Here is a 22,721-nt window from a genome sequence, read left to right as displayed (position 1 = left end):
GTGAATTGGTATACAAAGAAACATCTTTTATAGCATTCTGCCCTATTCTTCAAAAAAGAAATACTTTTGCACAAATCTTTCGAGCAAAGTTTTATGTACGAGTTTACTATTATAGTGCCGGTTTACAATGAGGAGGACAACCTGGAACGTGTGGAACAGGAACTACTGGCCTATACCAAAATCGCAACAAAAAAGACGGCCATACTTTTTGTGAATGATGGCTCCGTGGATAAGAGCGAACAGCTTATTAAAGAAATTTGTAAGAGAAACGAGGCCTTCGATTATATTTCGTTTAAAGAAAACCGCGGACTAAGCGCCGCTATAAAGGCCGGTTTCGACCATGTGTCCACCCAATTGTTAGGCTATATAGATTCCGACTTACAAACTTCGCCTGAAGATTTTAATGTATTACTGGAGCATATAGGAGAATACGACCTGGTGACCGGTGTTCGGGCAGACAGGAAGGATTCGTTTGTTAAGAATATGTCCTCCAGGATCGCAAATGGGATCCGTCGTGCTTTCACTCACGACGGGATGGACGATACGGGTTGTCCGCTTAAAGTGATCAAAACAGATTATGCAAAACGTATCCCTATGTTTAAAGGATTACATCGCTTTCTACCTGCAATGATCCTGCTTCAGAATGGGAAAATTCTACAAGTACCTGTGCGTCACTTCCCCAGAATAGCCGGGAAGGCCAAGTTTGGTCTATGGAACAGACTGCTTGGACCCCTTATGGATTGCTTTGCCTACCTTTGGATGAAGAAAAAGTATATAAACTACGAGGTGAAGCAAAAAGAATGAGCGATCTGCTTATTTACAGCATTGGTTTTACGGCTCAGATCTTATTTTCGGGAAGATTACTGGCACAGTGGATCGTTTCAGAAAAAAGAAAAAGGGTGGTTACCCCTTCCCTCTTCTGGAAGTTGAGTCTGCTTGCTTCATTTCTTCTTTTTGTCTACGGCTATCTAAGAGATGATTTTGCCATCATGCTGGGGCAATCGTTAACTTACTTCATTTATATCAGGAATTTACAGCTTCAAGGCGAATGGCAAAAAGCCCCTAAATGGTTCCAGTGGTTTCTTATAGTCTGTCCGGTGATCATCGTGATCTATTCTTACAATAACGGCGAGTATGATCTCGAACAATTCTTCAGTAAGGAAAATATCTCCCTCTGGCTTCTTATCCTGGGAATTGTCTCCCAATTGATCTTTACCCTGAGGTTCGTGTATCAGTGGATCTATTCTGAAAGAACCAAAACTTCACAGCTGCCTGTTGGTTTCTGGCGAATGAGTGTTTTAGGAGCTTCGTTAATTCTCACTTATGCCATTTTCCGAAAGGACCCGGTACTATTTGTAGGCCATATTGCAGGCCTAATAATATATATTCGTAATATCTTTATCTGGAAAAAGCAATTCCGTGAAAGCGATTAAAAACAAACACATCCTGTGGCTTATACTGGCCTGTATCGCTATTTTCTTCGTGAATCTGGACGCTCTCTATGTAAATATCATGGAGGCAAGAAATTTTACCACAGCACGCGAAATGCTGGACGACGGAAATTGGCTACTTACCACCCTTAATGGCGAACCACGATATCAGAAACCTCCTCTGCCAACTTGGATCACGGCAGTTTCGGGTGCTATTTTCGGGCTAAAGAATATTGCTGCTCTCCGTATGCCAGCAGCACTCATGGGACTTCTCCTGGTATTGACTTCTTACCTGTTTGCCGTAAAATTAACCAAGGACAAAACCTATGCATTTTTGGCTTGTTTGGTTATGGCTACATCTTTTTACGTGGTTTCTGCCAGCCGGGACGGTAATTGGGATATTTTTACCCATGCCTTCATGATGGTAGGTATTTGGCAGCTATACCTGTTTTTTACTTCTGAAGATAAGAAGTACCAACGCGCACTTCTGGCAGCTGTCTTTTTCGGATTTTCATTTATGAGTAAAGGTCCTGTTTCCCTTTATGCCCTATTACTTCCTTTTCTTATTTCCTTCGGAATCGTCTACCGTTATAAAAACATCAAAAAACGTATTCTGCCCTTAATTCTCTTTATTCTGGTTGCTCTTGTAATTTCCGGTTGGTGGCATTGGTATACCTATACCTACGATCCGGAAACTGTAGCTGCGATCACCCAAAAAGAAACTTCCAACTGGACAGGTTATAATGTGCGACCCTTCTACTATTACTGGAGTTTCTTCACACAAAGTGGGGTTTGGACCCTGATCGCATTCATCGGGCTGCTGTATCCTTACCTGAAAGATCGTGTGTTCAATAAGAAGGCTTATCGTTTTACCTTGCTTTGGACGTTGTTATCGCTGGTATTACTTTCAGTGATACCCGAGAAGAAATCTCGCTATCTGCTACCGGTACTCATCCCTCTTGCGTTGAACACGGGTTTTTATATCGAGTACCTCTTCAGAAGGTTTTCAGAAATAAAAGACAAAAGAGAAACCTGGCCTGTTTACTTTAATTTTGGGCTCATTGCCTTTATAGGGGTAGTATTCCCAGTAGCCGGTTATCTCTTCCTGAAAGATCAATTGGCCGGAAAATGGATATGGTTTATACTGCTATCCATAAGTTTGTTTGGGATAGGAATATACATCTTCCGAAATCTACTCAGAAAGCAGATCAAGGGCGTCTTTTACGCGACCATATTATTTATAGCAGCGATTATTTGCTTCGGAATGCCCCTGGCTAAGACCCTTACCGTAAATCCCGGTTTTAAAAGCATGGCCGAATTACCTCAATGGCAAACCGAAACAGGCCTGGAAGTTTATGAAATGACCTACTTTACCCCCGAACTGATCTGGGCTTATGGAAAGCCTATTGAAGTTCTTCGGAAAGAAGGAACTGTTAGCATTCCTGAAGAAGATTCTTTTGCAGTCCTAGTATCCAGGGATGATGTAGAATTATTTAAACGGACATTTAAAGATTACGATACTCGTTTAATTACACGCTACGATATGAATCCGAAAGGGGAAGAAGATCGTTCACACAAGCCGCGCTTATATAGGGATCTTTATGTGGTAAACTCTAACCGTTGAATTTTTTTTGCCCCCAAACCTGAAGCCTGTAAAAGCCCCAGCCCAATAAACCCCCTGCTATAAATCCACTAATGATATCCAGGGGATAATGTACCCCCAGATAGATCCTGCTATAGGCAACTATCACGGCCCAGAAGATCAGGATAAAAGGCAGGTACTTGTAATGCTTTCGCAAGGCAAGACCAAGAAAAACAGCGGCTGCCATCGAGCTGGCCGCATGGGCAGAAAAGTATCCAAAGCGGCCACAGCCTTCTGCTACAAACCGCATTTGATCCTGCAGGGCTTCCACACGGCAGGGTCTTGGCCTTTGGATGCCGTATTTAAATAAGTTAGCAAGCTGATCTGTGGCGGTGATCATCAATGCGACCGATACCAGAATGACAAGGGTGCCCTTTAATCCGTAATGACGGTACACCAGGTACAGAAGTACCGCATAAACAGGGATAGAAGACCATTTTTCGGTAACGATCAACCAGAAGCCGTCCCACTTTTCTGTACCCAGATTGTTCAGGTAGAGAAATAATTCTGTATCGTATGTAAGTAGGGTTTCAATCATTCTCGTAACGAGCCACTTCCCGGTCGTAGAATTCTGTAGCCTCCCGAATATAATTCTCCGTTTCGGTTTCCAGTTCTTTCTGATCGTGCTGATCGAATTCCTCCAGCCACTCAACCTCATCATTTGCCAGGTTGATCACAAATCGAGGGAATTCGGTATGAATTATAAAGATCGCATCGGGGTAATCGGTATTATCGCCCAGCAGATATTTTGGAAGTTCCATACATTAGTTTTGTGCTAAAATACAGCAAATAAAAAAACCCCGGCATATTCCCGGGGTCTTTCATACTAAACAAAAATAACTTTTCAACTAAGATCGCTTTGCTAATATTTGTGTGGTTAGCCCTCACAGCACTTAAGAGACTGTAAGGATTGATTGATTATTTCTCTAATCTAACATATTGTATATCAGAATCAAAGGGTTAGGAGTCGGCATTTATGAAATAGCGGTCGTAATTTATAAATGGCCGAAGTTACTATCTCGAGTTATTCTGTATTTGCTTCTATGAGTCGCTTAGATAGATAATTAAAGCGGATAAAAAGCATTAAACCACTAGCCGTTAGGCCGGCAAGCAAGCCGATCCAAATTCCGGCGCTGCCATAATCGCTAATCATACTGAGATAGTACGAAATTGGGAAACCTATAAGCCAGTAGGCCACAAAGGTGATGAGAGTTGGGATCTTTACATCCTGCATACCTCTTAATGCACCGAGAACGACCACCTGCAGGGTATCGGAAATTTGAAACACGGCCGAGATCAGTAAGAGTTTCGCCGCGATGGTGGCAACCTGGAAATTATCGGCAAATTCGGCTTTGTTATCAAAATCCAGGTATAGTTTAGGCAACGCGTCTTTAAAGACAACGAACAGGATAGCAAAGATAACGGCGAGCATGGTAGACAATAGAAAAATGGAAAAGGCGATGCGCCTGAGCTCACGGAAGCGCTTTAATCCTTTCTGATTTCCCACACGGATCATCGCAGCCACACTAAAGCCCATAGCTACCATAAAGGTCATAGAAGAGAGGTTAAGGGCGATCTGGTTTGCTGCCTGAGGGTTTTTCCCTAAAATCCCCGACAGCCATATAGCAGCGGTGAAAATGGCCACTTCGAAAAACATCTGCAAAGCAGAAGGAAAGCCAAGACTCATAATCTTTTTCAACATTCTTTTTGAAAGTTGAAATAGCTTGATATGCAGTACAAAGGGACGAGATTTATGGTGTTGCGATAGTAAATACCACAAATACGCTACCATGATAACCCTTGATGCAAGGGTACCAATGGCGGCACCTACCACCCCAAGTTGGGGCATTCCCAACTTTCCGAAGATAAAAATATAGTTCAGCACTATATTGACAATGTTTGCCAGGATCGTTGCATACATTGGGTAACGGGTCATTGATAAACCGTCACTAAACTGTTTAAATGCCTGAAACACAATAAGTGGTACGAGAGAAACCGCCACCAGATTGAGATACGGCATAGCGAGAATTACTACCTCTTCGGGTTGCCGCATATGATACATTAAAGGCTTGGCGATGAAGACCATGAGGAACAGGGCTATACCAAGGATGGTACATAGAAATAACCCATGTTTGAACGAAGATTTCCCCGCTTCAAAATTATTCTCTCCGTCGGCTTCGGCCACCAAAGGTGTAATAGCAGTTGAGAAACCAATACCCAGTGACATGGCGATGAACAGGAAACTATTTCCTAACGACACAGCAGCAAGTTCGGCAGTACCCAACTGCCCTACCATGATATTGTCTACGAGGGCGACTACCGTATGACCCAGCATCCCCAGTATAACCGGAGTAGCTAGCCGATAATTATATTTAAATTCTTTGGTATATTGCTTAAGCAAGGTAGCCGGGATTTTCGGCAAAGGTAAGGAAGCCGTTTATTATCGAACAAGATTCGTGCGGGCTTTTTATTTCAGGATAGTCTTAGATTCTACCGTGATGGAAGAACCTTCGGCAAGCATTACAGATCTGGGTTCAAGCCCATTTAAAATTATGAATCTATCGCCGTAAACCTGGCCAAAATCCATATCTACCTTATAATCCTTTACCTCGTAGGCCAACCATCTGGGGTGAGTAACCTCGTACTGGGTGGTCTTTTTCCCGGAGATGGAGCTATATCCCCAATAATGTTCGGTGATGAATTCGGTTTCCGAATTTGGTGGGATCTCAGTGGCCGTTTTTGATGCGTTCACCTGCATGGAATGATTTTTACCCTTCTCTAAGAATCCATATTCGATGTTAAGCGAATCTGCATCCTCCATCCAGGAATGATACATTTTTCGGGTAGCGTAATGTTCGTTATACACGGTGTTGGCAATAAAGGAAATAATAGGTTTAGGCACCAATTCTTTGATAAAAACCACTCCTCTTCTCCAATTCTTTCCGTCGTGATGCCGCACGTAGAATCTAATGTTTATTTCTTCAAAATTGATATGAAAGGGAAATTTAAGTCCGAACACTTTGGTATTTAGAAACATGAAGCCTACCAGACTTACATAGTGAATCCCATTCCAGGTGTCGAGCTCGGTTTTATAAGGCAAATACGGCTTTAGCAGATGGGGCTCTATCTCATAATTAACGAGAAGTAATTTTCTCCATTCTGCCGTTAAAAAGCTCATATCACTTTTTGATCTCCTTTAATTCATTTCTGGTACCGTATTTATCCATAAGGTACACCAGGCTGGCCATAGTAGCAGCTCCTAGCTCCAGTTCTCGTTTATTTACGGCATCGAAGGTATCGTTCTCGGCATGGTGATAATCGAAGTATCGTTGGGAGTCCGGCCTTAGACCTGCCAGTACTATACTACCGTCCTTAAGCGGCCCAATATCGGCTCCACTCCCTCCCATTGTAAAGGAGTGAATGAGATAGGGTTCGAATAAATTTTTCCAACTCTCGATCTGTGCAAAGTTTTCCTTATCGGTATCGAACGAAAAGCCCCGTGGTGTAAAACCACCTGCATCACTTTCCAGGGCAAATACGTGCTGTTCGTTCTTCAGGCGAGCTTCTTCGGCATATTTTCTACCTCCTCTCAAACCATTTTCTTCGTTCATGAAGAGAACCACCCTAATACTGTGTTTAGGTTTGTACCCAATTTCTTTGAAAAGTCTTAGCACTTCCATGGATTGAACACAGCCGGCCCCATCGTCGTGCGACCCGTCTCCAAGGTCCCAGGAATCCAGGTGGCCTCCAACGATCATATAACGATTGGGATACGTTGTACCGGTGATCTCACCTATCACGTTATAGGATTGTACGTCGGGATAGGTTTTGCAGGACTGTTTAAAATAAAACTTGAGATCCGGTTTAAGTTTCAATGCACTGCTTAGGTAATCGGCTCCGTTGGTACTTATGGCACAGGCTGGTATACGAAGATCGGCGGGGGTATCGCCATAACTCATAGATCCTGTGTGTGGAAAGTCATCGTTTCGCAAATTCATGGATCGAACTACCACTCCCACGGCCCCGTATTTTGCAGCTTCCATAGCACCTGCATATCGCTGATTCACACAACCACCGTAGGCTTCGAAGGTTCTAATTAGATTAGCCTGCATGGGTCTGTTATAAAAAACGATCTTGCCTTCGATAGCCTCCCGGCCCAATTGGGCAAGATCTTCGAAGTTTTGAACTTCTACCACGTGAGCCTTTAATCCTCCACTCGGGGTTGGTACAGAGCCACCAAGGGCACAAATATTAGTAGTGGATGTAATTCCCGGCGCGGTTTCTATATAGGCGTACTCCTTTACTCCACGAGTCCATTTAGGAACCATTACGGGTTGCAGCCATACTTTATCCAGGCCTAATTTCTTTAACTCGGCTTCGGTATAACGAACAGCCTTTTCGGCTTCCAACGATCCCGACAGTCTGCCACCAATATTATTCGATAGGTAATCCAGCCAATCATAGCTCTTTCCATTGAGTAAGGCCTTATCATATATTTTCCTGATCGTTAACGAATCTTCCTTATTAACTTGCTGCGCGTAGATGTTCGCAAAAGAACAGAGTAGCGCGAGGCAAGTAACTGCGATTGATAGATGCAATTTTGAGTATTTCATAAATTCTTAATTAGGGCAATTTTTATTCGTTCTGAAGCCGCTCTTTGTACTCCGAGATCTTCGCACTGATCTCAGGGTCGAGTACCGGCTCCTTGATGTCTTTATACTTTGAGATCTCCTGCAGCAATATGGATGCCACTATCAATCTTGCAGCCGGTTTATTATCTGCCGGAATAGCAAACCATGGCGCGTGAGGTTTAGATGACCTGTTCAGAATGTCTTCATAACATTGCATATACTGGTCCCAAAGCTCACGTTCGTCTAAATCGCCGGGTGAAAATTTCCAGTTCTTTTCGGGTTTGTTGAGTCTTCGTATTAATCTGTTTTTTTGTTCTTCCTTAGATAGGTTCAGAAAAAACTTAAAAATGAGCGTGCCATTCTCCGCAATAGTATTTTCGAAGTTATTGATCTGTTCGAACCTGCGATCCCAAAATTCTTTATCAATATCATCTGTGCTATTTACATTGGGAAGATATTCCCCAAGGATATATTCGGGATGTACTCGGGTAACCAGAACATTTTCGTAATGTGTTCTGTTGAAAACTCCAAATTTGCCACGGGCCGGTAAGGCGATATAGTGACGCCAAATATAGTCGTGCTTTCTCTCAATTTCAGTAGGGACTTTAAAGCTGTGTACCACAACTCCCCTTGCATTAAAATCCTTGAAGACTTCCCTAATAAGGCTATCTTTACCAGCCGTATCCATTCCCTGAAGACAAACCAATACAGCGTATTTTCCATGTGCGTACAAGGTATCCTGAAGTTTCCCAAGCTTTTTCCTTGTTTCCCTCAGGGCACTGGATAGCGTTTGCTTATCACTATCGAAATCCTCGAAGGTATTCAGGTCCTTTATCCTAACCTTCGAACTGATCTTATAGTCTTCACTCTTAATGTTATCCATAAATTTTTATTTTGAGGCAAAGAGCTTTACATCCTCTTCGCTCACTTCGGCGTTTCCTAAGATGATAAGTCTTTCCACCACATTTCGTAATTCTCTAATATTTCCCGTCCAATCGTATTCCTTTAACTTTTTCAGGGCTTTTTCGGTAAATACCTTTTGGGCGGTACCGTGTTCATCGGCGATCTTTTGGGTAAAATAATCCACGAGTAACGGAATATCTTCCCGCCTATCGTTAAGAGAAGGAACATTGATAAGGATCACCGCCAACCTATGGTAAAGGTCTTCACGAAAATTTCCTTCGGCGATCTCTTTCATCAGGTCTTTATTGGTTGCGGCAATAACACGTACGTCCACCTTGATATCTTTATCGCTTCCTACCCTTTGCACCTTATTTTCCTGTAAGGCTCTCAGTACTTTTGCCTGGGCGGATAAACTCATATCACCAACTTCATCGAGAAAGATTGTCCCGCCGTTGGCCGCTTCAAATTTCCCGGCTCTGTCCTTGTTTGCCGAAGTAAAAGCGCCTTTCACATGGCCAAACAACTCACTTTCTATCAGTTCGCTGGGAATAGCGGCACAGTTCACTTCTATTAAGGGCCCTCCGGCACGTTCGCTTTTCTGGTGCAACCAGTGAGCAACCAGTTCCTTTCCCGTACCATTGGGGCCAGTTATAAGAACCCTTGCTTCAGTAGGGGCCACCTTTTCGATCATTTCTTTTATCTGAACAATGGCCGGAGATTCGCCTATCATTTCGTAGTTCTTACTTACTTTTTTCTTAAGTCGTTTATTTTCAACCACGAGTTCCTTCCTGTCCAGGGCGATGCGTACTGTATTAAGTAGCCTGTTGAGGTCGGGAGGTTTTGATATATAATCGAATGCTCCAAGTCGCATTGTATTCACAGCCGTATCCAGATCTCCATGACCAGAGATCATCACAATGGGGATTTCGGGCTTGATCTTCTTGACCGCTTCCAGCACTTCAACTCCGTCCATTTTTGGCATTTTAATATCACAAAGAATGAGATCGAAATCCTCCTTTTTTATAAGCTCAATCCCTTCAAGTCCATCTTCCGATTCGATAACCTGATAGGTGTCGCTTTCTTCAGAAAGTATCTTTACCAGTACCCTGCGGATAGCCGCCTCATCTTCAATAATTAAAATTTTCGACATTGTTACAATTTGAATTTAATTCCACTTCTAATATAGAAAGTATTTTCCTCGTTGATCTTATATAGTGTTTCCCTGTTACTTTTGCGCAATCTTATTTCATTAAACCCGGTATAACCTCCATAAAAATAGAATAATAAATGCCTACTAAAAAAGTATTCGTATCCCAGGCCTCCAAGTACGACCGTCATCGAAATATTATCGGCCATCCCTGGTATATCAGTTCCGTTATTAATAGGAAGATCGTTCTGTAAATTTGAGAAAAAACCATCAATGGTAATAAAGGCCTGAACCGTTTGCTTATCGGTTAGAGTGCGCTTAAGGTTCATTTTTGGCACCCCCAGGGTGTAGGACCAATTTGGATGAAATTCCTTGTAGTAATTTACAACTGGAATTGGAAAAGGCCTTCCGGCATTAGTACTGTATTGCAGCCCTATAATTAGCCTGTCTTTTTTCGCAATTGAATCGGCAGTTCTGTCATTTATTACATATCCTGCTCCAGTGAACCTTAGATCCGACCCTTTAGCTGTTCTCTGTTCAAAATTAGAGGCGATCTCTACTCCTACTTTCATACCCACGCGCCATGCCTTACTCATTTTAAAGGTATATCCCATCGAGAGGCGAAACATTTGAAATTTCTGAACATTCTTAATATCGAATGGAACGGGATCCTCGATATCAAGATCCACATTCCGGTACTCCAAACCCGGGACCAGGTAGCTCCCATCCCATTCTAAAGGAATAGGAAAATTTACAAAACCCCGGAAGCGATTTATACTATTGTCCGAATTCGCCTGCGGGATAAGCGTGTATTCAAGTCGGGCCAGATCTGTTGTCTGGGCAGAAAGGGTACACAGGCCAAATATTGCCCATACCAATCCTATACATATAATTGAAAACTGCTTAATAATATAAAACTTTACTTTTCGGTTGGTTGGGTTGGATAAATATGTACGTCGCGTTGTGGGAACGGAATCGTGATACCGTTGGTTCGGAATGCTTCATCGATCTTATACCTAAGTTCACTCTTTATATAGGGGTCGATAAAACTATCACTAATAAAGAAACACAATCTAAAAATTAATGCCGAATCTCCAAAATCCTCGAACAGCACAAAAGGTTTGGGTTTTTTTAAAACTCCTTTTTGAGTATCCACACATTGTAACATAAGCTTTTCTACCAACCTTGTGTCACTTCCATAGGCCACACCTACTTGAACGCTTTCTCGGGTAGTTTTATGATTTTGAGTATAATTTATTATGGAATCACTAATAAATTTATGGTTCGGAATAATAATGATCTTATCATCACGGGTGATAGTTCGGGTAGTTCTCAACTTGATGTCGATCACTCTCCCTACCTTACCTTCCACCTCTATGATATCACCCACAAGCAGAGACTTATCTATGATAATAAAGATACCGGCTATCACATCCTGGAAGAGTTCCTGTAGTGCGAGACCAAGTCCAACCAGTAATGCTGCAGATGCCGCCAGGAACGGTGTGATGTTAATCCCAGCCAGGCTTAATACCGCAAAAACAACAATTATATAAACTACATATTTGATGAACTTGAACACACTGATGAATTTCAGTGTATCGGTTTCACTCATTCTTCGGGTGAAGAGTTTACGAATTAACCCAAGGACAAAACTTGCTACAAAAAACGAGACGGTAATGAGTAAGAGCAGTCCAACCGTGATGTTGATCTCCTTATCTCCTTCACCGAATCGAATTCCCAATTCGAGAAATTCTTTGATCGAACCCCAAATGTCTTCAGTGACAACTTCCTCTATGGTATCTGTTACGTTTTCTTCCTGAAACATCCTTAATATTTAAGCCACTTGATTAGTTCTTTATAACTCGCCTTTTTTCCATACATGAGGATACCAACGCGATAGATCTTGGCGGCGAACCAAACAGTGCCTATAAATGTAGCAAATAAAATTACGACAGAAAGGATTTGTTGCCACAATGGCACACCAAATGGAATTCGCATTAACATAACCACCGGAGAGGTGAATGGGATAAAGGAGAAAACCTGTGAAACAGTCCCATGCGGATTATCGAACACCGTAAAGAAACCTACATATACAGCAAGGATGAGAGGCATTAGTATGGGTAATAAGAATTGTTGTGTGTCTGTTTCGCTATCCACCGCCGCGCCTATGGCCGCATAAAGTGATGCATACAGCAGGTAGCCCCCTATAAAGAAGAGGACGAACATAATTACCAGGTTAAGCAATGGTAGTTTAAAAAATTCGGTCATGAATTCCTGTAACATATTTTCGTTCCCGGTTAATGCCTGCGCCTGTTCCAGTGCCTGTTGTTGCTGGGCAGCTGCGGGATCGATCCCGAAAATAGAAGATAAGACCGTAGCGAAGATCCCAATGAGAATTACCCAGGCAAGGAACTGAGTTACTCCCGCCAGAGAAGTCCCTATTATCTTACCCAAAAGTAGTTTTACAGGCTTCACAGACGAGATGATCACTTCAATGATCCGGCTGGTTTTCTCTTCGATAACACTCCGCATGATCATATTCCCGTATATGATAATGAACATAAACAGCAGGTATCCGGACATACCTCCAAATCCTAACTTTAACCAGGTGCTTAATTCGGAGGTTTGCTCTCCTCCGAAGGTCTCCAATTTAGTATCGATGCGAATTTGTAACGCTTCTATTTCTTTAGGATCCATTCCTGCCTCCTTTAATTTGATGGTGTTCACCTTGTCCTCAATTGTATTTTCTATATTATCCAGAACGGTAATAGAAGGTGAGTCTTCCGAATAAAAGGTGATTTGTTCTGCTAACTCGTCCAGAGAATTTACTTTCGGAATATACAACAGGCCGTAATCTCCGGATTCTTCCACGGTTTTTTTCGCCGCCGGCAGGTTCTCGCCTGTCACAAACGTATATTTTAAATTATCACTACTTTCAAATTCGGATATAAAAAGTCCACTCTCATCCAAAACCGAGATATTCCGTACATTATCATTGTTAATGGATGATAAATAGGCAACAAGGCTAAAGATACCCACCATGATCAGCGGACTTAAGAAGGTCATGATTATAAATGCCCTGTTCTTTACCTTGGTAAGATATTCCCGTTTTATTATTAATGAAAGATGATTCATGCTGTGATGTTTAGTTGTTTTGAACCGTTTGAATAAAAATATCGTTTGCTGAGGGAACCACTTCAACAAAATGGGTGAGCTGGCCTTTAGTGGTTAAAAAATTCACCAATTCGTTTGCCGAGGTGTTTTCAGGGATCTTCACTTTACACTGAAATTCCTCGTTAATGGTCTTGAAATTTGCAGGAATGAGTTCGAAATGTTCACGAATTAATTTCTCGGTCGTGGTATGGTCCTGAGTAATTAGGCCAATTTCGTAGGTGTTGGCACGATATTCACGTTTAATATCAATTAGCTTCCCATCTAATATCTTTTCAGAATGATTGAGAAGGGCAATATGATCGCACATTTCCTCTACCGATTCCATACGGTGGGTAGAGAAAATCACCGTTGCCCCGGCGTCCCTAAGTCGTAGAATCTCGTCTTTTATAAGGTTTGCATTGATGGGGTCGAATCCACTAAAGGGTTCATCAAAGATGAGCAATTTGGGTTCGTGCAAGACGGTAACCACAAACTGGATTTTCTGTGCCATCCCTTTAGACAATTCCTGTATCTTTTTATTCCACCAGTCTCCTATCTCCAGACGCTCAAACCAGTATTTCAATCTCTTTCGTGCTTCGGGTCTCGACAGACCTTTTAACTGAGACAGATAGAGCGCCTGTTCTCCTACCTTCATAGACTTGTAAAGCCCTCGTTCCTCGGGCAAGTAGCCAATATGACGGATGTCGTCCGCCTTCAGAGGGTGTCCATCAAGTAACACCGTCCCGGTATCGGGCATGGTGATCTGATTTATTATACGAATTAGTGTGGTTTTGCCTGCTCCGTTAGGGCCTAGTAGCCCAAAAACACTACCTCTTGGAACAGCGATGGAAACATCGTTCAATGCTTTGAATTCCCCAAAAGATTTCGAAACATTTTCCGCGACTAAAAGATTGTCCATAGATTATTTTTGTGATTGTAAAGATATAGTATTGCCACGGTTGAAACTCCCATTAACAGCAATATTAAAGTTTGTACACCAGGAATATAAAACGTTACACATATTGGGATCGTTTACCCTGTAATTATCGGTATTAATATAAAATCGGCCTGTTTACCTGTTAAAAACGATTGTAAACAGTTATGGCTTAAAAATGCAAAACCCACCCTCAAATTACTTAAAGGGTGGGAAAAAAATTGCTATGAAAAAGAAAAATTATCACTAAAAGATTAGTGACAAATCAAATATATATAAAATTATTTAATTTGGCTGATAATCTTATGAAAACATATCTTTCACCTTTTCGAAGAACGACTTGTCTTCTTTCTCCGGTTTAGGCTGAAAATGATCATCAGTTCTCATACTTTCGAAGAAATCCTTTTGTTCCTTACTTAATGATTTGGGAGTCCAGACGTTTACATGCACCAGGAGATCCCCGGTCCCATAACTATTGATACTTGGTACGCCCTTTTTGCGTAATCTAAGGATCTTTCCACTTTGAGTCCCAGGTTCGATCTTTATTCGCACCTTCCCGGTTACGGTATCTATTTCCTTTGAAGTTCCTAAAACCGCTTCCGAAAAACTAATGTACAGATCGTAATGTAAATTATCCCCCTCACGCTGTAAGGTAGGATGTGGTTGTTCCTCGATGGCTACCAATAAATCTCCCGGGATCCCATTGCCGCCTGGCGCTTCATTTCCTTTGCCAGATACTTTCAATTGCATCCCGTCTACTACCCCGGCAGGGATCTTTATAGATACAGTCTCTTCGGTTAACAGCATTCCCTGGGCATCGGCATTTACTGGCTTTTTGTCAATTATTTGTCCGGTTCCCCCACAGGTGGAGCAGGTAGTCGCAGTTTGCATTCTACCCAGGATGGTGTTCTGTATCCTGGTTACCTGGCCTTGTCCGTTACAGGTAGTACAGGTTTTGTAGGTTGTACCCTGGGCTACCTTTTTACGTTTTACCTTGATCTTCTTATCCACCCCATTCGCTATCTCTTCCAGAGTTAATTTTACTCTGATCCGAAGATTACTTCCTTTAACCCGACGCTGACCGCCGCCAAAACCGCTAAATCCACCTCCGAAGCCACCGCCTCCAAAAGCACTTCCGAAGATATCCCCAAATTGGCTGAAGATATCTTCCATATTCATACCTCCACCACCAAAACCACCGCCTTCAAATGCCTGGTGGCCGTACTGGTCGTATCTAGCTTTTTTATCAGGATCGCTCAATACTTCATAGGCTTCAGCAGCCTTTTTAAACATCTCCTCTGCCTTGGCATCTCCCGGATTTTTATCGGGATGGTACTCGATCGCCTTTTTCCTGTAGGCTTTTTTTATTTCAGCCGCAGTTGCATTCTTTGAAATGCCAAGTATATCGTAGAAGTCCTCTTTCATCTTTTCTGTTTAATTATTCTAGGTGTTTAATCCGTACGCCCTCGCTTCTCACACATCGTTCTCAACAAAGATGGGCATCACAGTATTATTGTCCGATCACAACCTTTGGAAATCGAATGATCTTATCCCCAAGGGTATACCCCTTTTCTATTACATCGATTATCTTACCCTTCATGTCATCTGAAGGAGCAGGAATCTGAGTGACAGCTTCGTGTATCTCGGGATCGAATGTATCTCCTTCTTTGGTGCCAACCGGCTCCAGGCCTTTCGATCTTAGGGTTTCTCTAAGTTTATTGCTTATTAATTCAACACCTTTGTATAGGTTGTCATCTTCAGATTTTTCGATCTCCTTCAACGCACGGTCGAAATCATCTATAACCGGTAACAGGGATACCATTACATCCTGACTCGCGGTTTTAAACAATTCTATCCGTTCGCGGCCTGTACGTTTCTTGTAATTCTCAAATTCGGCGAATAACCGTAAGTACCGGTCCTTCTCCGTTTGCAATTCAGCGTTAAGACGTTCTACCTCATCAACTTTCTTATCCTGTTTTCCTTTTTTCTTTTCTGAAGTCTCCTGCTGTTCGAGATTCAATTCTTCTTCGGCCACAGCCGTATCTTTTTTATTTTTTCTGCTCATCTAAAATCTAAATTTTCAATGTATTCTTGGGGTAGCAAAAGTATTGCCAATTCTGCTATAATGCCAAAATGTCACCACTTTATTTTAATAAAAGTTTAAGACCTTAATATCGACTTCTTGAATACTTTTACCACCTAAACCATTAAACCTGAAATTACTATGAAAAAGTTGCTTTTAAATACCGCAATGGTAGCATTTATCGCTACCGGATTAATATCGTGCAAGGATAAGGGGGCCGATGCTACCACTTCCGAAGTTAAAGAAGTGGCACAAACATCTGCAGCTGCTGTGACCTATACGGTAGATACAGACGCATCCCAGATCCTTTGGAAAGGTTCAAAACCTTTAAAGACCCATCACGGTACCATTTCTCTGAAAGAGGGACAGGTTGCAGTTAAAGATAATAAGATAGAAAGTGGGAACTTTACTATCGATATGCATACTATTACCGATCTTGACCTGGAAGGAAAGATGAAAACCAATCTGGAAAATCACCTGAAAGGAACTGTTGAAGGAAAAGAGGTAGACTTCTTTAATGTAACAAAATATCCTGTTTCAACTTTCGAATTGACCGGAATGACCGAAAAAGAAGGAAAGACTTTGATTAGCGGTAACCTAACCATTAAGGACAAAACCAATAATATAGAATTTCCTGCAACGGTAACCGTAGATGCCGAAAATGTGAACATAAAAAGTGAACCGTTTGTACTGGACCGAACCTTATGGGGTGTGAATTTCGGCTCCAAAACCATCTTTACCGATATTGGAGATAAATTCATTTCAGACGAAATGGAGATCACTATCGATGTGAAGGCTAAAAGGTAAGCGGATTAAAATCTAAAATTAAATGGGCGGCCCAAGGGCCGCCCATTATTTTTTTAAAAGATCCTGAAGAGTATTCTCCAGCTTGGTATAATAAAAGGTAAAACCATGTTTTTCAATCTTTTCTGAACTTACCAGTTGCCCTTCAAGAATAAGCTTAGACATATCTCCCAGGATTAGTCTTAACACCCATGACGGGATATTGGGTAACCATAGTGGTTTTTGAAGAATATTAGCTATGGTTTTGGTAAGCCGTGCATTGGTCACCGGATTAGGGGCTACTGCATTAAAAGTACCTTCCAGATGCTCTTCCATAATAAACATATAGATCCTTATCATGTCCTCTATATGGATCCAGGATTGCCATTGCTTTCCCGATCCAAGAGGAGCACCAACCCACATCTTTATGGGACGAGCGATCTCCGGTAAAGCTCCTCCGTCCTTCGCCAGTACCAAACCGGTACGTACTTTAGTTACAGAAATTCCCAGCGATTCGAATTGATCTGCGGCCTTCTCCCATACACGAACTACCTCTCCCAGAAAAGCCGGGTTTTGTTCGTTGCTGTCTTCTGTATACAAATTAGTATAAGAAGCCGGGTAAATTCCTATGCCACTGGCCGAGATAAAGTGTTCTACGGTATGGGTTTTATTCTGAAGTGCCTTGTATAAGAGGTCTGCAGTATTAGTCCTGCTTTCGATTATAGTCTTTCGGTAAGACTGTGTCCAACGTTTTGAAATGCTGGCCCCGGCCAGATGAAAAATCACCGAAACATCAGTAAGTGCTTCAGCATCAAGCTCTCCTTTTTTAGGATTCCAATAAAATCCTTGAGATCCGTTTTCAGAATCAACCTTTTCTTTGCTTGTGGTGAGATAGTTTACTTCATAGCCCTTTTCCAGACAGGCTTTTGCTAAACGAGATCCTATCAAACCAGTGGCTCCCGTGATTAAAACTTTCATAAAATTTTTATCGAAATTAATTCAAATAGCACGGAACTCCAAGTGTTTAACGCAAGTTTAGGAGGTAGTGCCCGTGGGTGTACAATTTCAGATTAAGATCATAATAAATTATAGCTGTATCTTCCAGTATGATCTAGGTGCTATGGAATTTTGCTACCTCTTAGCATCTCTCTTTTGCCGGGTGGGCCGGGAAGGCGTTCAACAGTAAAACCCATGGCCTGCATCGCTCGCCTAACACTTCCTTTAGCCGAATACGTTACCAACACACCTCCGGGCTTTAGGGCACTGTACATTTTACTGAAGATCTCTTCGGTCCAGAGATCGGGTTGTACCCTTGGGCCAAAAGCATCGAAATAGATGATATCGAATTCCTCTTCGTTATTTATTTCCGAAAAGAATTTCTTTTGTTTTGTAAGCTGAAACGAGTTGGTTATTTCCGCAGGTACCTCCCAGGGAGTATTATGAAGATCTTTAAATAAGGTTGCAGATACCTCTGTTAATTGGGCGTAATTGAGCTTTTCGATCTCATCCGCCATCACCGGGTAGGCTTCAACGCCCGTGTACGTGATATCAATGTTCCTATCTGAACAAAAAAGTAAGGTAAGAAACGCATTGAGGCCAGTACCAAAACCAATTTCAAGGATGGAGACGGTTTTGGGATTTTCCTTACCAATGAAATGGTGCAGACCACTTTCTATAAACACATGCTGTGCTTCTGCCAGGGCACCGTGTTTAGAATGGTATTGTTCATTCCATTCAGGGAGATGGATCGTTAACGAACCATCTCCCGTAATAAGGAATTCACGTTTCAAAATTTATTGTTTCTCTACGGCAGGTTCTGTTTGCGGAATTAGAACACCACTGGAAGTAAAGGAAAGTGTTCTTTTTGGTTCGGTAATGGCAGCAATTTCCTCGGGCGATTTACCTGCATCCTCTGCATAGTGGCGTTGATCATCCACACTCATTTCGTCTACAAACGCATAACCTTCAACTATAACCTCTGTTCCTGCAAGATCCTTCGGCATAAAGAATCCATAATCTTTAAAGCGGACCATGGCCTGGTCTTCGCCCATATCCATTTTCATCCAGCACCCTTTATTCTGGCACACTTCTTTTACTTCAGAAGTAAACTTAACAAGTACAGAATCCCCGGGTTTGAGGTTTTTGTATTTTTCGATAAGATCATCGCGAGATATTACATTTTCCGCAGTAATTTTTTCACCAAAAGACTGGTATGCAATTTCCTGAGTTTCGGTCTCAACAACAGATTCTTCTTTCTTTTTATCAGAATTACAGGCCACTAAAACAACAAGTGCAAAGGCCAATAATGATAATTTTTTCATAGTAGTAGTTTAAATTTAGTATAGCTAATAATATACTGCAATTTTATGAATATTTTACGTTTTTTATAGGCAATTTTTTGCCTAATTTTACCCTTTAAACCACCCCACGATGAATATAACCACTCCCTCCAAGATAACGGTGCGCAAAATTCCCTCCTCAAGAATTAATGAAGTTAATTTCAATTCATTGCAATTTGGGAGTGTTTTTTCAGACCATATGTTCTCTTGCGATTTCAAGGAGGGTCGCTGGCAGGATCCCATAATTCAACCTTTTGGTCCGCTCACTATTTCGCCAGCTGCCAAGGTATTTCATTACGGTCAGGCCGTGTTTGAGGGTATGAAAGCCTATAAAGACGACAATGGGGGTATCTTTCTTTTCAGGCCTGAACAAAACTTTAAACGCATTAACAAATCGGCTAAACGGATGGCAATCCCGGAATTTCCTAAAGAGCTGTTCTTTGACGCTCTAAACGAAATTCTGCAACTGGACTCAGAATGGATCAAACCCGGTATAGGAAATTCCTTGTATATAAGACCATTTGTAATTGCCACCCAAGCTGGAGTTTCTGCTTCTCCTTCCACCGAATATAAGTTTATGATCTTATTATCTCCTGCCCAGGCGTATTATACCGGAGATGTGAAAGTGGTCTTCTCTGAGCACTACAGTCGGGCGGCCGATGGTGGAGTTGGATTTGCCAAAGCTGCAGGGAATTACGGAGCGCAATTCTATCCTACAAACCTTGCCAGGGAAAAAGGTTTTCAACAGGTGATCTGGACAGATTCTCATAGTCATGAATTCCTGGAGGAAGCCGGTACCATGAATATTTTCTTCCGAATAAACGATACCCTGATAACGGCTCCAACAAGTGACCGCATTCTGGATGGAGTTACCCGAAAGAGTGTTTTAAAACTAGCTGAAACTCTCAATATTCCTACCGAAGTAAGAAGAGTAAAGGTTAGTGAGATCAAAGAAGCACATAAAAATGGTACTCTGATGGAAATATTTGGAGCGGGAACCGCCGCGGTAATTAGTCCTATAAGCACCTTTGGCCATGGAGAGAAGATCTTCGATCTACCTGTGCTGGAAGAAAGCTACGCCACCATGTTCAAATCTAAGTTAATGGATATTCAATACAACCGATCTGAAGATCCATTTGGCTGGAGATACCGGGTGCTGTAATCTACAAGTGCGGCAGCACAAACTTTCAAAACATTAAGTGTCTTTATTAGGGGTAAAGGAAACTTGATATCTGTTATTTGGAGAGAATGTTCTCAATATCGGGTTTAAAATAATTGGGCCCTTTCAGTACTTTCCCGTCCTCACGATAAATAGGTTTACCATCGGCTCCCAACTTACTCATATTACTTCGTTGTATTTCATTGAAAACTTCTTCGATCTTTTCCTGCATCCCGTGTTCGATTATAGTACCGCAAAGAATGTATAACATATCCCCGAGCGCATCGGCTACTTCAACCAGATCATCTTTATTGGCTGCTTCGAGGTACTCTTCATTTTCTTCCCTCATTAGTTTGTATCGCAACAGGTTTTTTGCCTCTCCGAGGTTGGCCGTAGGTTCGTTTTTTATTCCGAGTCCGAATGCCGAATGAAATTCGTGTACCGCAGCAATTTTGTTTTTCATAAAGTGGGTTTAAGGTTGTATTTTTGAAGTCGTAAAACTACAAATTTATGTTCACTACCGGACAGTTGATCTTCTCTATTTGCTTTGTAATTGTGTTTGTAACCATTGTGGTTATTGCCTATCGTAGAGATAAAAAATTACACCGTCGGCATTACAAAGGAACTATCTGGATCCTGGTAGGTTTCCTGGTTTTCGTAGGCCTGTTGTTAATGGCAAAATGGTTACTGAAGCAATAGTGGCGATCTAGTGCTTTATCAGTTTCTTTCTGTGCACATTTCCGTTAAATCGAACCTCAACAATATATACTCCACCTGATATTACAGACAGGTCCATTTGATGGGTATTTCCAAATATTTCTTCTGAAATGACCACCTTACCCGTTACGTCCAATACTACTAATTGCCGTTCTGCCTCCGAAGGAAAATTTAAAAAAACCAATTCGCTGGCTGGGTTCGGATACATAGAAAAGACCGCGAAACTCGCACTATCCGAAGATAAAATCCCAGTTCCTTCTATTATCGTGATATGCTGATTAACGTTGAGATCCTCAAAATAATCCACGATACCACTTGGCCAGGTAACTCTCACGAAATCCACGTTGGTGGCATCGTTCAAGCCGAAGAATTCGTATGCACTATTCTGACCTAGATACCCTTCTCCACAAACCGTGAATTGAAGTTGGGTTCCATGAGTGGTTCCCACTTCAATAAAGGAACCGATGCCCATCCGGTTACCTTGTGTGCCCTCCAATTTAACTTTAAGCCAGTTATGGTTTTGAATACTAGTATTCTTCCACAGGAATATGTTTTGATCGTTGTTGTTCATCACAACAATGTCTGGGTAGCCATCATTGTCGATATCCCCTATCGCATTACCATAACTTTGTCGTGTATCATTCTCGAAACCAATACCCGTAGGGATGACAAAGGTGTGATCGCCCTGGTTCTCATAGTAGGCGGAAGGAAGATATACAGGATCAACCTCAAATTCACCACTCACATAGAGATCGGTAAATCCTTCGTTATCGCCATCGAGGAAGACCGCCCCCCAGCCTACACTGTTAAAGATCGTGCCGGTTGAAGCAGCCACATTGGTGAAGGTTCCATCTGCATTATTTCTGAACAGTACGTTACCGTTTACACCGGGAGGAGGGGGTGTAAATTCGGTATTGGTCACATAGATGTCCAACCACCCATCATTGTTGTAATCGCCAATAGTTGTACTCATAGCATCAATCTCTATCCCTGTCCCTGAGGATGCACTCACATTGGTAAAGGTTCCATCTCCATTATTTCTATACATCAAGTTGGGAGAGTCGTACTTATCATTAGCTACATACAGGTCCTGATCGCCATCCTTATCCATATCGAAAAAAGAAGCACAAAAGGACAAATATCCTGTGGTTTCCAACCCAGCTGCTATTGTCACATTGGTAAAGGTACCATCTCCGTTATTCTGGTATAGGATATTGGGTATGATCTGGTTCTCATCCCGAATTGAGTAAAAAACATCCAAATGCCGGTCGTTATTAAAATCTCCCCATGCAGCTCCGTAGGTATCGTAGATCACAGTGGGAAGGCCTGCAGCCAGTGTAATGTCTGTAAAGGTACCGTCACCGTTGTTTTGGTACAAACGGGACCAATCCTGGTCACTGGTTGCGAAAAAGTCGTTATCACCGTCATTATCAAAATCCACCCACATCGCTTGCCTCGATTGAAAACCGTTGCTGTCGATTCCCAGGTTTTCCTCCTGAAAAGTACCGCCCATATTCTTCAGGAAGGTGAAATTTCGGGAATTTGAGGCGGGTATAGTGATATCGTCAAGACCGTCGTTATTGTAATCGAAAAATGAGACTCCCGCTCCAAGCTGTATATTTCCATAAGCGATCCCCGCTCCAAGAGACTCGGCTTGATTTTCAAATTGCGCCTGGCCATAAATTAAGGCGAAATTAAACAATAGAACTACTTGTAAAACAGAGGGTATTAAAATCTTCATGACATTTAGGTTGGTAATAGTTTGCGATGGAAAAGATAAGCATTTATTACAAAATAAAA

24 protein-coding genes are annotated in these 22,721 nt (G+C 42.0%); 6 read left to right on the top strand and 18 right to left on the bottom strand.

Features of this window, described 5'->3' with window-relative positions:
• The first annotated feature begins 93 nt into the window (after nucleotides 1-93).
• Genes C5O00_RS09485 through C5O00_RS09475 form a run of 3 tightly spaced genes read left to right on the top strand, consistent with a single transcriptional unit; the run spans nucleotide 94 to nucleotide 3,054 of the window.
• Entirely contained in the window at nucleotides 94-804 is a 711-nt protein-coding gene (locus C5O00_RS09485) for a glycosyltransferase (RefSeq protein WP_105216631.1), read from the top strand.
• A complete protein-coding gene (locus C5O00_RS09480) occupies nucleotides 801-1,433 on the top strand; it encodes a lipid-A-disaccharide synthase N-terminal domain-containing protein (RefSeq protein ID WP_105217629.1) in 633 nt (210 codons plus the stop codon). Before C5O00_RS09485 ends, C5O00_RS09480 begins: the two co-directional genes overlap by 4 nt.
• A complete protein-coding gene (locus C5O00_RS09475; RefSeq protein WP_244592967.1) occupies nucleotides 1,420-3,054 on the top strand; it encodes an ArnT family glycosyltransferase in 1,635 nt (544 codons plus the stop codon). Before C5O00_RS09480 ends, C5O00_RS09475 begins: the two co-directional genes overlap by 14 nt.
• Here C5O00_RS09475 and C5O00_RS09470 read toward each other — a convergent pair.
• From C5O00_RS09470 to C5O00_RS09410, 13 genes are all read right to left on the bottom strand, one after another.
• Nucleotides 3,044-3,610: a phosphatase PAP2 family protein gene (locus C5O00_RS09470; RefSeq protein WP_105216630.1), complete on the bottom strand. Its 567-nt coding sequence runs from the start codon at nucleotides 3,608-3,610 to the stop codon at nucleotides 3,044-3,046. The two genes, C5O00_RS09475 and C5O00_RS09470, sit on opposite strands and share 11 nt — an antisense overlap.
• Entirely contained in the window at nucleotides 3,603-3,833 is a 231-nt protein-coding gene (locus tag C5O00_RS09465; RefSeq protein ID WP_105216629.1) for a DUF8828 family protein, read from the bottom strand. Before C5O00_RS09465 ends, C5O00_RS09470 begins: the two co-directional genes overlap by 8 nt.
• Nucleotides 3,834-4,096: 263 nt before the next feature.
• On the bottom strand, nucleotides 4,097-5,473 hold the full coding sequence (locus tag C5O00_RS09460; RefSeq protein ID WP_244592966.1) for an MATE family efflux transporter: 1,377 nt from the start codon (nucleotides 5,471-5,473) through the stop codon (nucleotides 4,097-4,099).
• Nucleotides 5,474-5,539: 66 nt separating this feature from the next.
• Nucleotides 5,540-6,250, bottom strand: coding sequence for a YqjF family protein (locus C5O00_RS09455; RefSeq protein ID WP_105216628.1), 711 nt, complete (start codon nucleotides 6,248-6,250; stop codon nucleotides 5,540-5,542).
• Between the two features lies 1 nt (nucleotide 6,251).
• Entirely contained in the window at nucleotides 6,252-7,685 is a 1,434-nt protein-coding gene (locus C5O00_RS09450) for a M20/M25/M40 family metallo-hydrolase (protein ID WP_105216627.1), read from the bottom strand.
• 22 nt (nucleotides 7,686-7,707) lie between these two features.
• Nucleotides 7,708-8,586 (bottom strand): PPK2 family polyphosphate kinase, encoded by an 879-nt coding sequence (locus C5O00_RS09445; protein ID WP_105216626.1) that lies wholly within the window; start codon nucleotides 8,584-8,586, stop codon nucleotides 7,708-7,710.
• Nucleotides 8,587-8,592: 6 nt separating this feature from the next.
• A complete protein-coding gene (locus C5O00_RS09440; protein ID WP_105216625.1) occupies nucleotides 8,593-9,756 on the bottom strand; it encodes a sigma-54-dependent transcriptional regulator in 1,164 nt (387 codons plus the stop codon).
• A 2-nt stretch (nucleotides 9,757-9,758) separates the two neighbouring features.
• Complete coding sequence (locus C5O00_RS09435) at nucleotides 9,759-10,631, bottom strand: DUF6268 family outer membrane beta-barrel protein (RefSeq protein ID WP_244592965.1); 873 nt, start codon at nucleotides 10,629-10,631, stop codon at nucleotides 9,759-9,761.
• Between the two features lie 41 nt (nucleotides 10,632-10,672).
• Nucleotides 10,673-11,578, bottom strand: coding sequence for a mechanosensitive ion channel family protein (locus tag C5O00_RS09430; RefSeq protein WP_105216623.1), 906 nt, complete (start codon nucleotides 11,576-11,578; stop codon nucleotides 10,673-10,675).
• 2 nt (nucleotides 11,579-11,580) lie between these two features.
• Nucleotides 11,581-12,888: an ABC transporter permease gene (locus C5O00_RS09425; protein ID WP_105216622.1), complete on the bottom strand. Its 1,308-nt coding sequence runs from the start codon at nucleotides 12,886-12,888 to the stop codon at nucleotides 11,581-11,583.
• A gap of 10 nt (nucleotides 12,889-12,898) precedes the next feature.
• Nucleotides 12,899-13,825, bottom strand: a complete 927-nt coding sequence (locus C5O00_RS09420) for an ABC transporter ATP-binding protein (RefSeq protein WP_105216621.1) — start codon at nucleotides 13,823-13,825, stop codon at nucleotides 12,899-12,901.
• A gap of 318 nt (nucleotides 13,826-14,143) precedes the next feature.
• Complete coding sequence (gene dnaJ, locus C5O00_RS09415; RefSeq protein ID WP_105216620.1) at nucleotides 14,144-15,265, bottom strand: molecular chaperone DnaJ; 1,122 nt, start codon at nucleotides 15,263-15,265, stop codon at nucleotides 14,144-14,146.
• Nucleotides 15,266-15,350: 85 nt separating this feature from the next.
• Complete coding sequence (locus tag C5O00_RS09410) at nucleotides 15,351-15,905, bottom strand: nucleotide exchange factor GrpE (protein WP_105216619.1); 555 nt, start codon at nucleotides 15,903-15,905, stop codon at nucleotides 15,351-15,353.
• A gap of 159 nt (nucleotides 15,906-16,064) precedes the next feature.
• Between C5O00_RS09410 and C5O00_RS09405 the strand changes: the two genes are divergently transcribed.
• On the top strand, nucleotides 16,065-16,730 hold the full coding sequence (locus C5O00_RS09405) for a YceI family protein (RefSeq protein ID WP_105216618.1): 666 nt from the start codon (nucleotides 16,065-16,067) through the stop codon (nucleotides 16,728-16,730).
• Nucleotides 16,731-16,775: 45 nt separating this feature from the next.
• Here the strand turns inward: C5O00_RS09405 and C5O00_RS09400 are convergent, their stop codons facing one another.
• From C5O00_RS09400 to C5O00_RS09390, 3 genes are all read right to left on the bottom strand, one after another.
• Entirely contained in the window at nucleotides 16,776-17,684 is a 909-nt protein-coding gene (locus C5O00_RS09400) for a TIGR01777 family oxidoreductase (RefSeq protein WP_105216617.1), read from the bottom strand.
• A 140-nt stretch (nucleotides 17,685-17,824) separates the two neighbouring features.
• Nucleotides 17,825-18,496 carry a tRNA (5-methylaminomethyl-2-thiouridine)(34)-methyltransferase MnmC2 gene (gene mnmC2 / locus C5O00_RS09395; protein ID WP_105216616.1) on the bottom strand — a complete coding sequence of 224 codons (672 nt, stop codon included), beginning with the start codon at nucleotides 18,494-18,496 and terminating at the stop codon, nucleotides 17,825-17,827.
• A gap of 3 nt (nucleotides 18,497-18,499) precedes the next feature.
• Nucleotides 18,500-19,027 (bottom strand): DUF4920 domain-containing protein, encoded by a 528-nt coding sequence (locus tag C5O00_RS09390; protein WP_105216615.1) that lies wholly within the window; start codon nucleotides 19,025-19,027, stop codon nucleotides 18,500-18,502.
• A 109-nt stretch (nucleotides 19,028-19,136) separates the two neighbouring features.
• Between C5O00_RS09390 and C5O00_RS09385 the strand changes: the two genes are divergently transcribed.
• A complete protein-coding gene (locus C5O00_RS09385; RefSeq protein ID WP_105216614.1) occupies nucleotides 19,137-20,207 on the top strand; it encodes a branched-chain amino acid aminotransferase in 1,071 nt (356 codons plus the stop codon).
• 73 nt (nucleotides 20,208-20,280) lie between these two features.
• Here the strand turns inward: C5O00_RS09385 and C5O00_RS09380 are convergent, their stop codons facing one another.
• A complete protein-coding gene (locus C5O00_RS09380) occupies nucleotides 20,281-20,667 on the bottom strand; it encodes a pyrophosphohydrolase domain-containing protein (RefSeq protein WP_105216613.1) in 387 nt (128 codons plus the stop codon).
• A gap of 47 nt (nucleotides 20,668-20,714) precedes the next feature.
• Here C5O00_RS09380 and C5O00_RS09375 point away from each other — a divergent pair, with 47 nt between their 5' ends.
• Entirely contained in the window at nucleotides 20,715-20,903 is a 189-nt protein-coding gene (locus C5O00_RS09375; protein WP_105216612.1) for a hypothetical protein, read from the top strand.
• 7 nt (nucleotides 20,904-20,910) lie between these two features.
• Here the strand turns inward: C5O00_RS09375 and C5O00_RS09370 are convergent, their stop codons facing one another.
• The gene (locus C5O00_RS09370) at nucleotides 20,911-22,662 is read right to left on the bottom strand and encodes an FG-GAP-like repeat-containing protein (protein WP_105216611.1); all 1,752 of its coding nucleotides are present in this window, start codon (nucleotides 22,660-22,662) and stop codon (nucleotides 20,911-20,913) included.
• Between the last annotated feature and the right edge of the window lie 59 nt (nucleotides 22,663-22,721).

The sequence above is a fragment of the Pukyongia salina genome (assembly GCF_002966125.1).
Classification (GTDB): domain Bacteria; phylum Bacteroidota; class Bacteroidia; order Flavobacteriales; family Flavobacteriaceae; genus Pukyongia; species Pukyongia salina.
The sequence above is the reverse complement of the archived record's forward strand: the minus strand, read 5'-3'. Positions and strand labels throughout refer to the sequence as shown.

Excerpts from the sequence above, each read along its gene's own strand:
- C5O00_RS09405 (WP_105216618.1), top strand. The coding sequence starts at position 16,065 with ATGAAAAAGTTGCTTTTAAATACCGCAATGGTAGCATTTATCGCTACC.
- C5O00_RS09380 (WP_105216613.1), bottom strand. The coding sequence starts at position 20,667 with ATGAAAAACAAAATTGCTGCGGTACACGAATTTCATTCGGCATTCGGA.
- C5O00_RS09445 (WP_105216626.1), bottom strand. The coding sequence starts at position 8,586 with ATGGATAACATTAAGAGTGAAGACTATAAGATCAGTTCGAAGGTTAGG.
- C5O00_RS09485 (WP_105216631.1), top strand. The coding sequence starts at position 94 with ATGTACGAGTTTACTATTATAGTGCCGGTTTACAATGAGGAGGACAAC.
- C5O00_RS09425 (WP_105216622.1), bottom strand. The coding sequence starts at position 12,888 with ATGAATCATCTTTCATTAATAATAAAACGGGAATATCTTACCAAGGTA.
- C5O00_RS09450 (WP_105216627.1), bottom strand. The coding sequence starts at position 7,685 with ATGAAATACTCAAAATTGCATCTATCAATCGCAGTTACTTGCCTCGCG.
- C5O00_RS09440 (WP_105216625.1), bottom strand. The coding sequence starts at position 9,756 with ATGTCGAAAATTTTAATTATTGAAGATGAGGCGGCTATCCGCAGGGTA.
- C5O00_RS09390 (WP_105216615.1), bottom strand. The coding sequence starts at position 19,027 with ATGAAAAAATTATCATTATTGGCCTTTGCACTTGTTGTTTTAGTGGCC.
- C5O00_RS09410 (WP_105216619.1), bottom strand. The coding sequence starts at position 15,905 with ATGAGCAGAAAAAATAAAAAAGATACGGCTGTGGCCGAAGAAGAATTG.
- dnaJ (WP_105216620.1), bottom strand. The coding sequence starts at position 15,265 with ATGAAAGAGGACTTCTACGATATACTTGGCATTTCAAAGAATGCAACT.
- C5O00_RS09470 (WP_105216630.1), bottom strand. The coding sequence starts at position 3,610 with ATGATTGAAACCCTACTTACATACGATACAGAATTATTTCTCTACCTG.
- C5O00_RS09420 (WP_105216621.1), bottom strand. The coding sequence starts at position 13,825 with ATGGACAATCTTTTAGTCGCGGAAAATGTTTCGAAATCTTTTGGGGAA.
- C5O00_RS09385 (WP_105216614.1), top strand. The coding sequence starts at position 19,137 with ATGAATATAACCACTCCCTCCAAGATAACGGTGCGCAAAATTCCCTCC.
- C5O00_RS09400 (WP_105216617.1), bottom strand. The coding sequence starts at position 17,684 with ATGAAAGTTTTAATCACGGGAGCCACTGGTTTGATAGGATCTCGTTTA.
- C5O00_RS09430 (WP_105216623.1), bottom strand. The coding sequence starts at position 11,578 with ATGTTTCAGGAAGAAAACGTAACAGATACCATAGAGGAAGTTGTCACT.
- C5O00_RS09480 (WP_105217629.1), top strand. The coding sequence starts at position 801 with ATGAGCGATCTGCTTATTTACAGCATTGGTTTTACGGCTCAGATCTTA.
- C5O00_RS09375 (WP_105216612.1), top strand. The coding sequence starts at position 20,715 with ATGTTCACTACCGGACAGTTGATCTTCTCTATTTGCTTTGTAATTGTG.
- C5O00_RS09455 (WP_105216628.1), bottom strand. The coding sequence starts at position 6,250 with ATGAGCTTTTTAACGGCAGAATGGAGAAAATTACTTCTCGTTAATTAT.
- C5O00_RS09465 (WP_105216629.1), bottom strand. The coding sequence starts at position 3,833 with ATGGAACTTCCAAAATATCTGCTGGGCGATAATACCGATTACCCCGAT.
- C5O00_RS09370 (WP_105216611.1), bottom strand. The coding sequence starts at position 22,662 with ATGAAGATTTTAATACCCTCTGTTTTACAAGTAGTTCTATTGTTTAAT.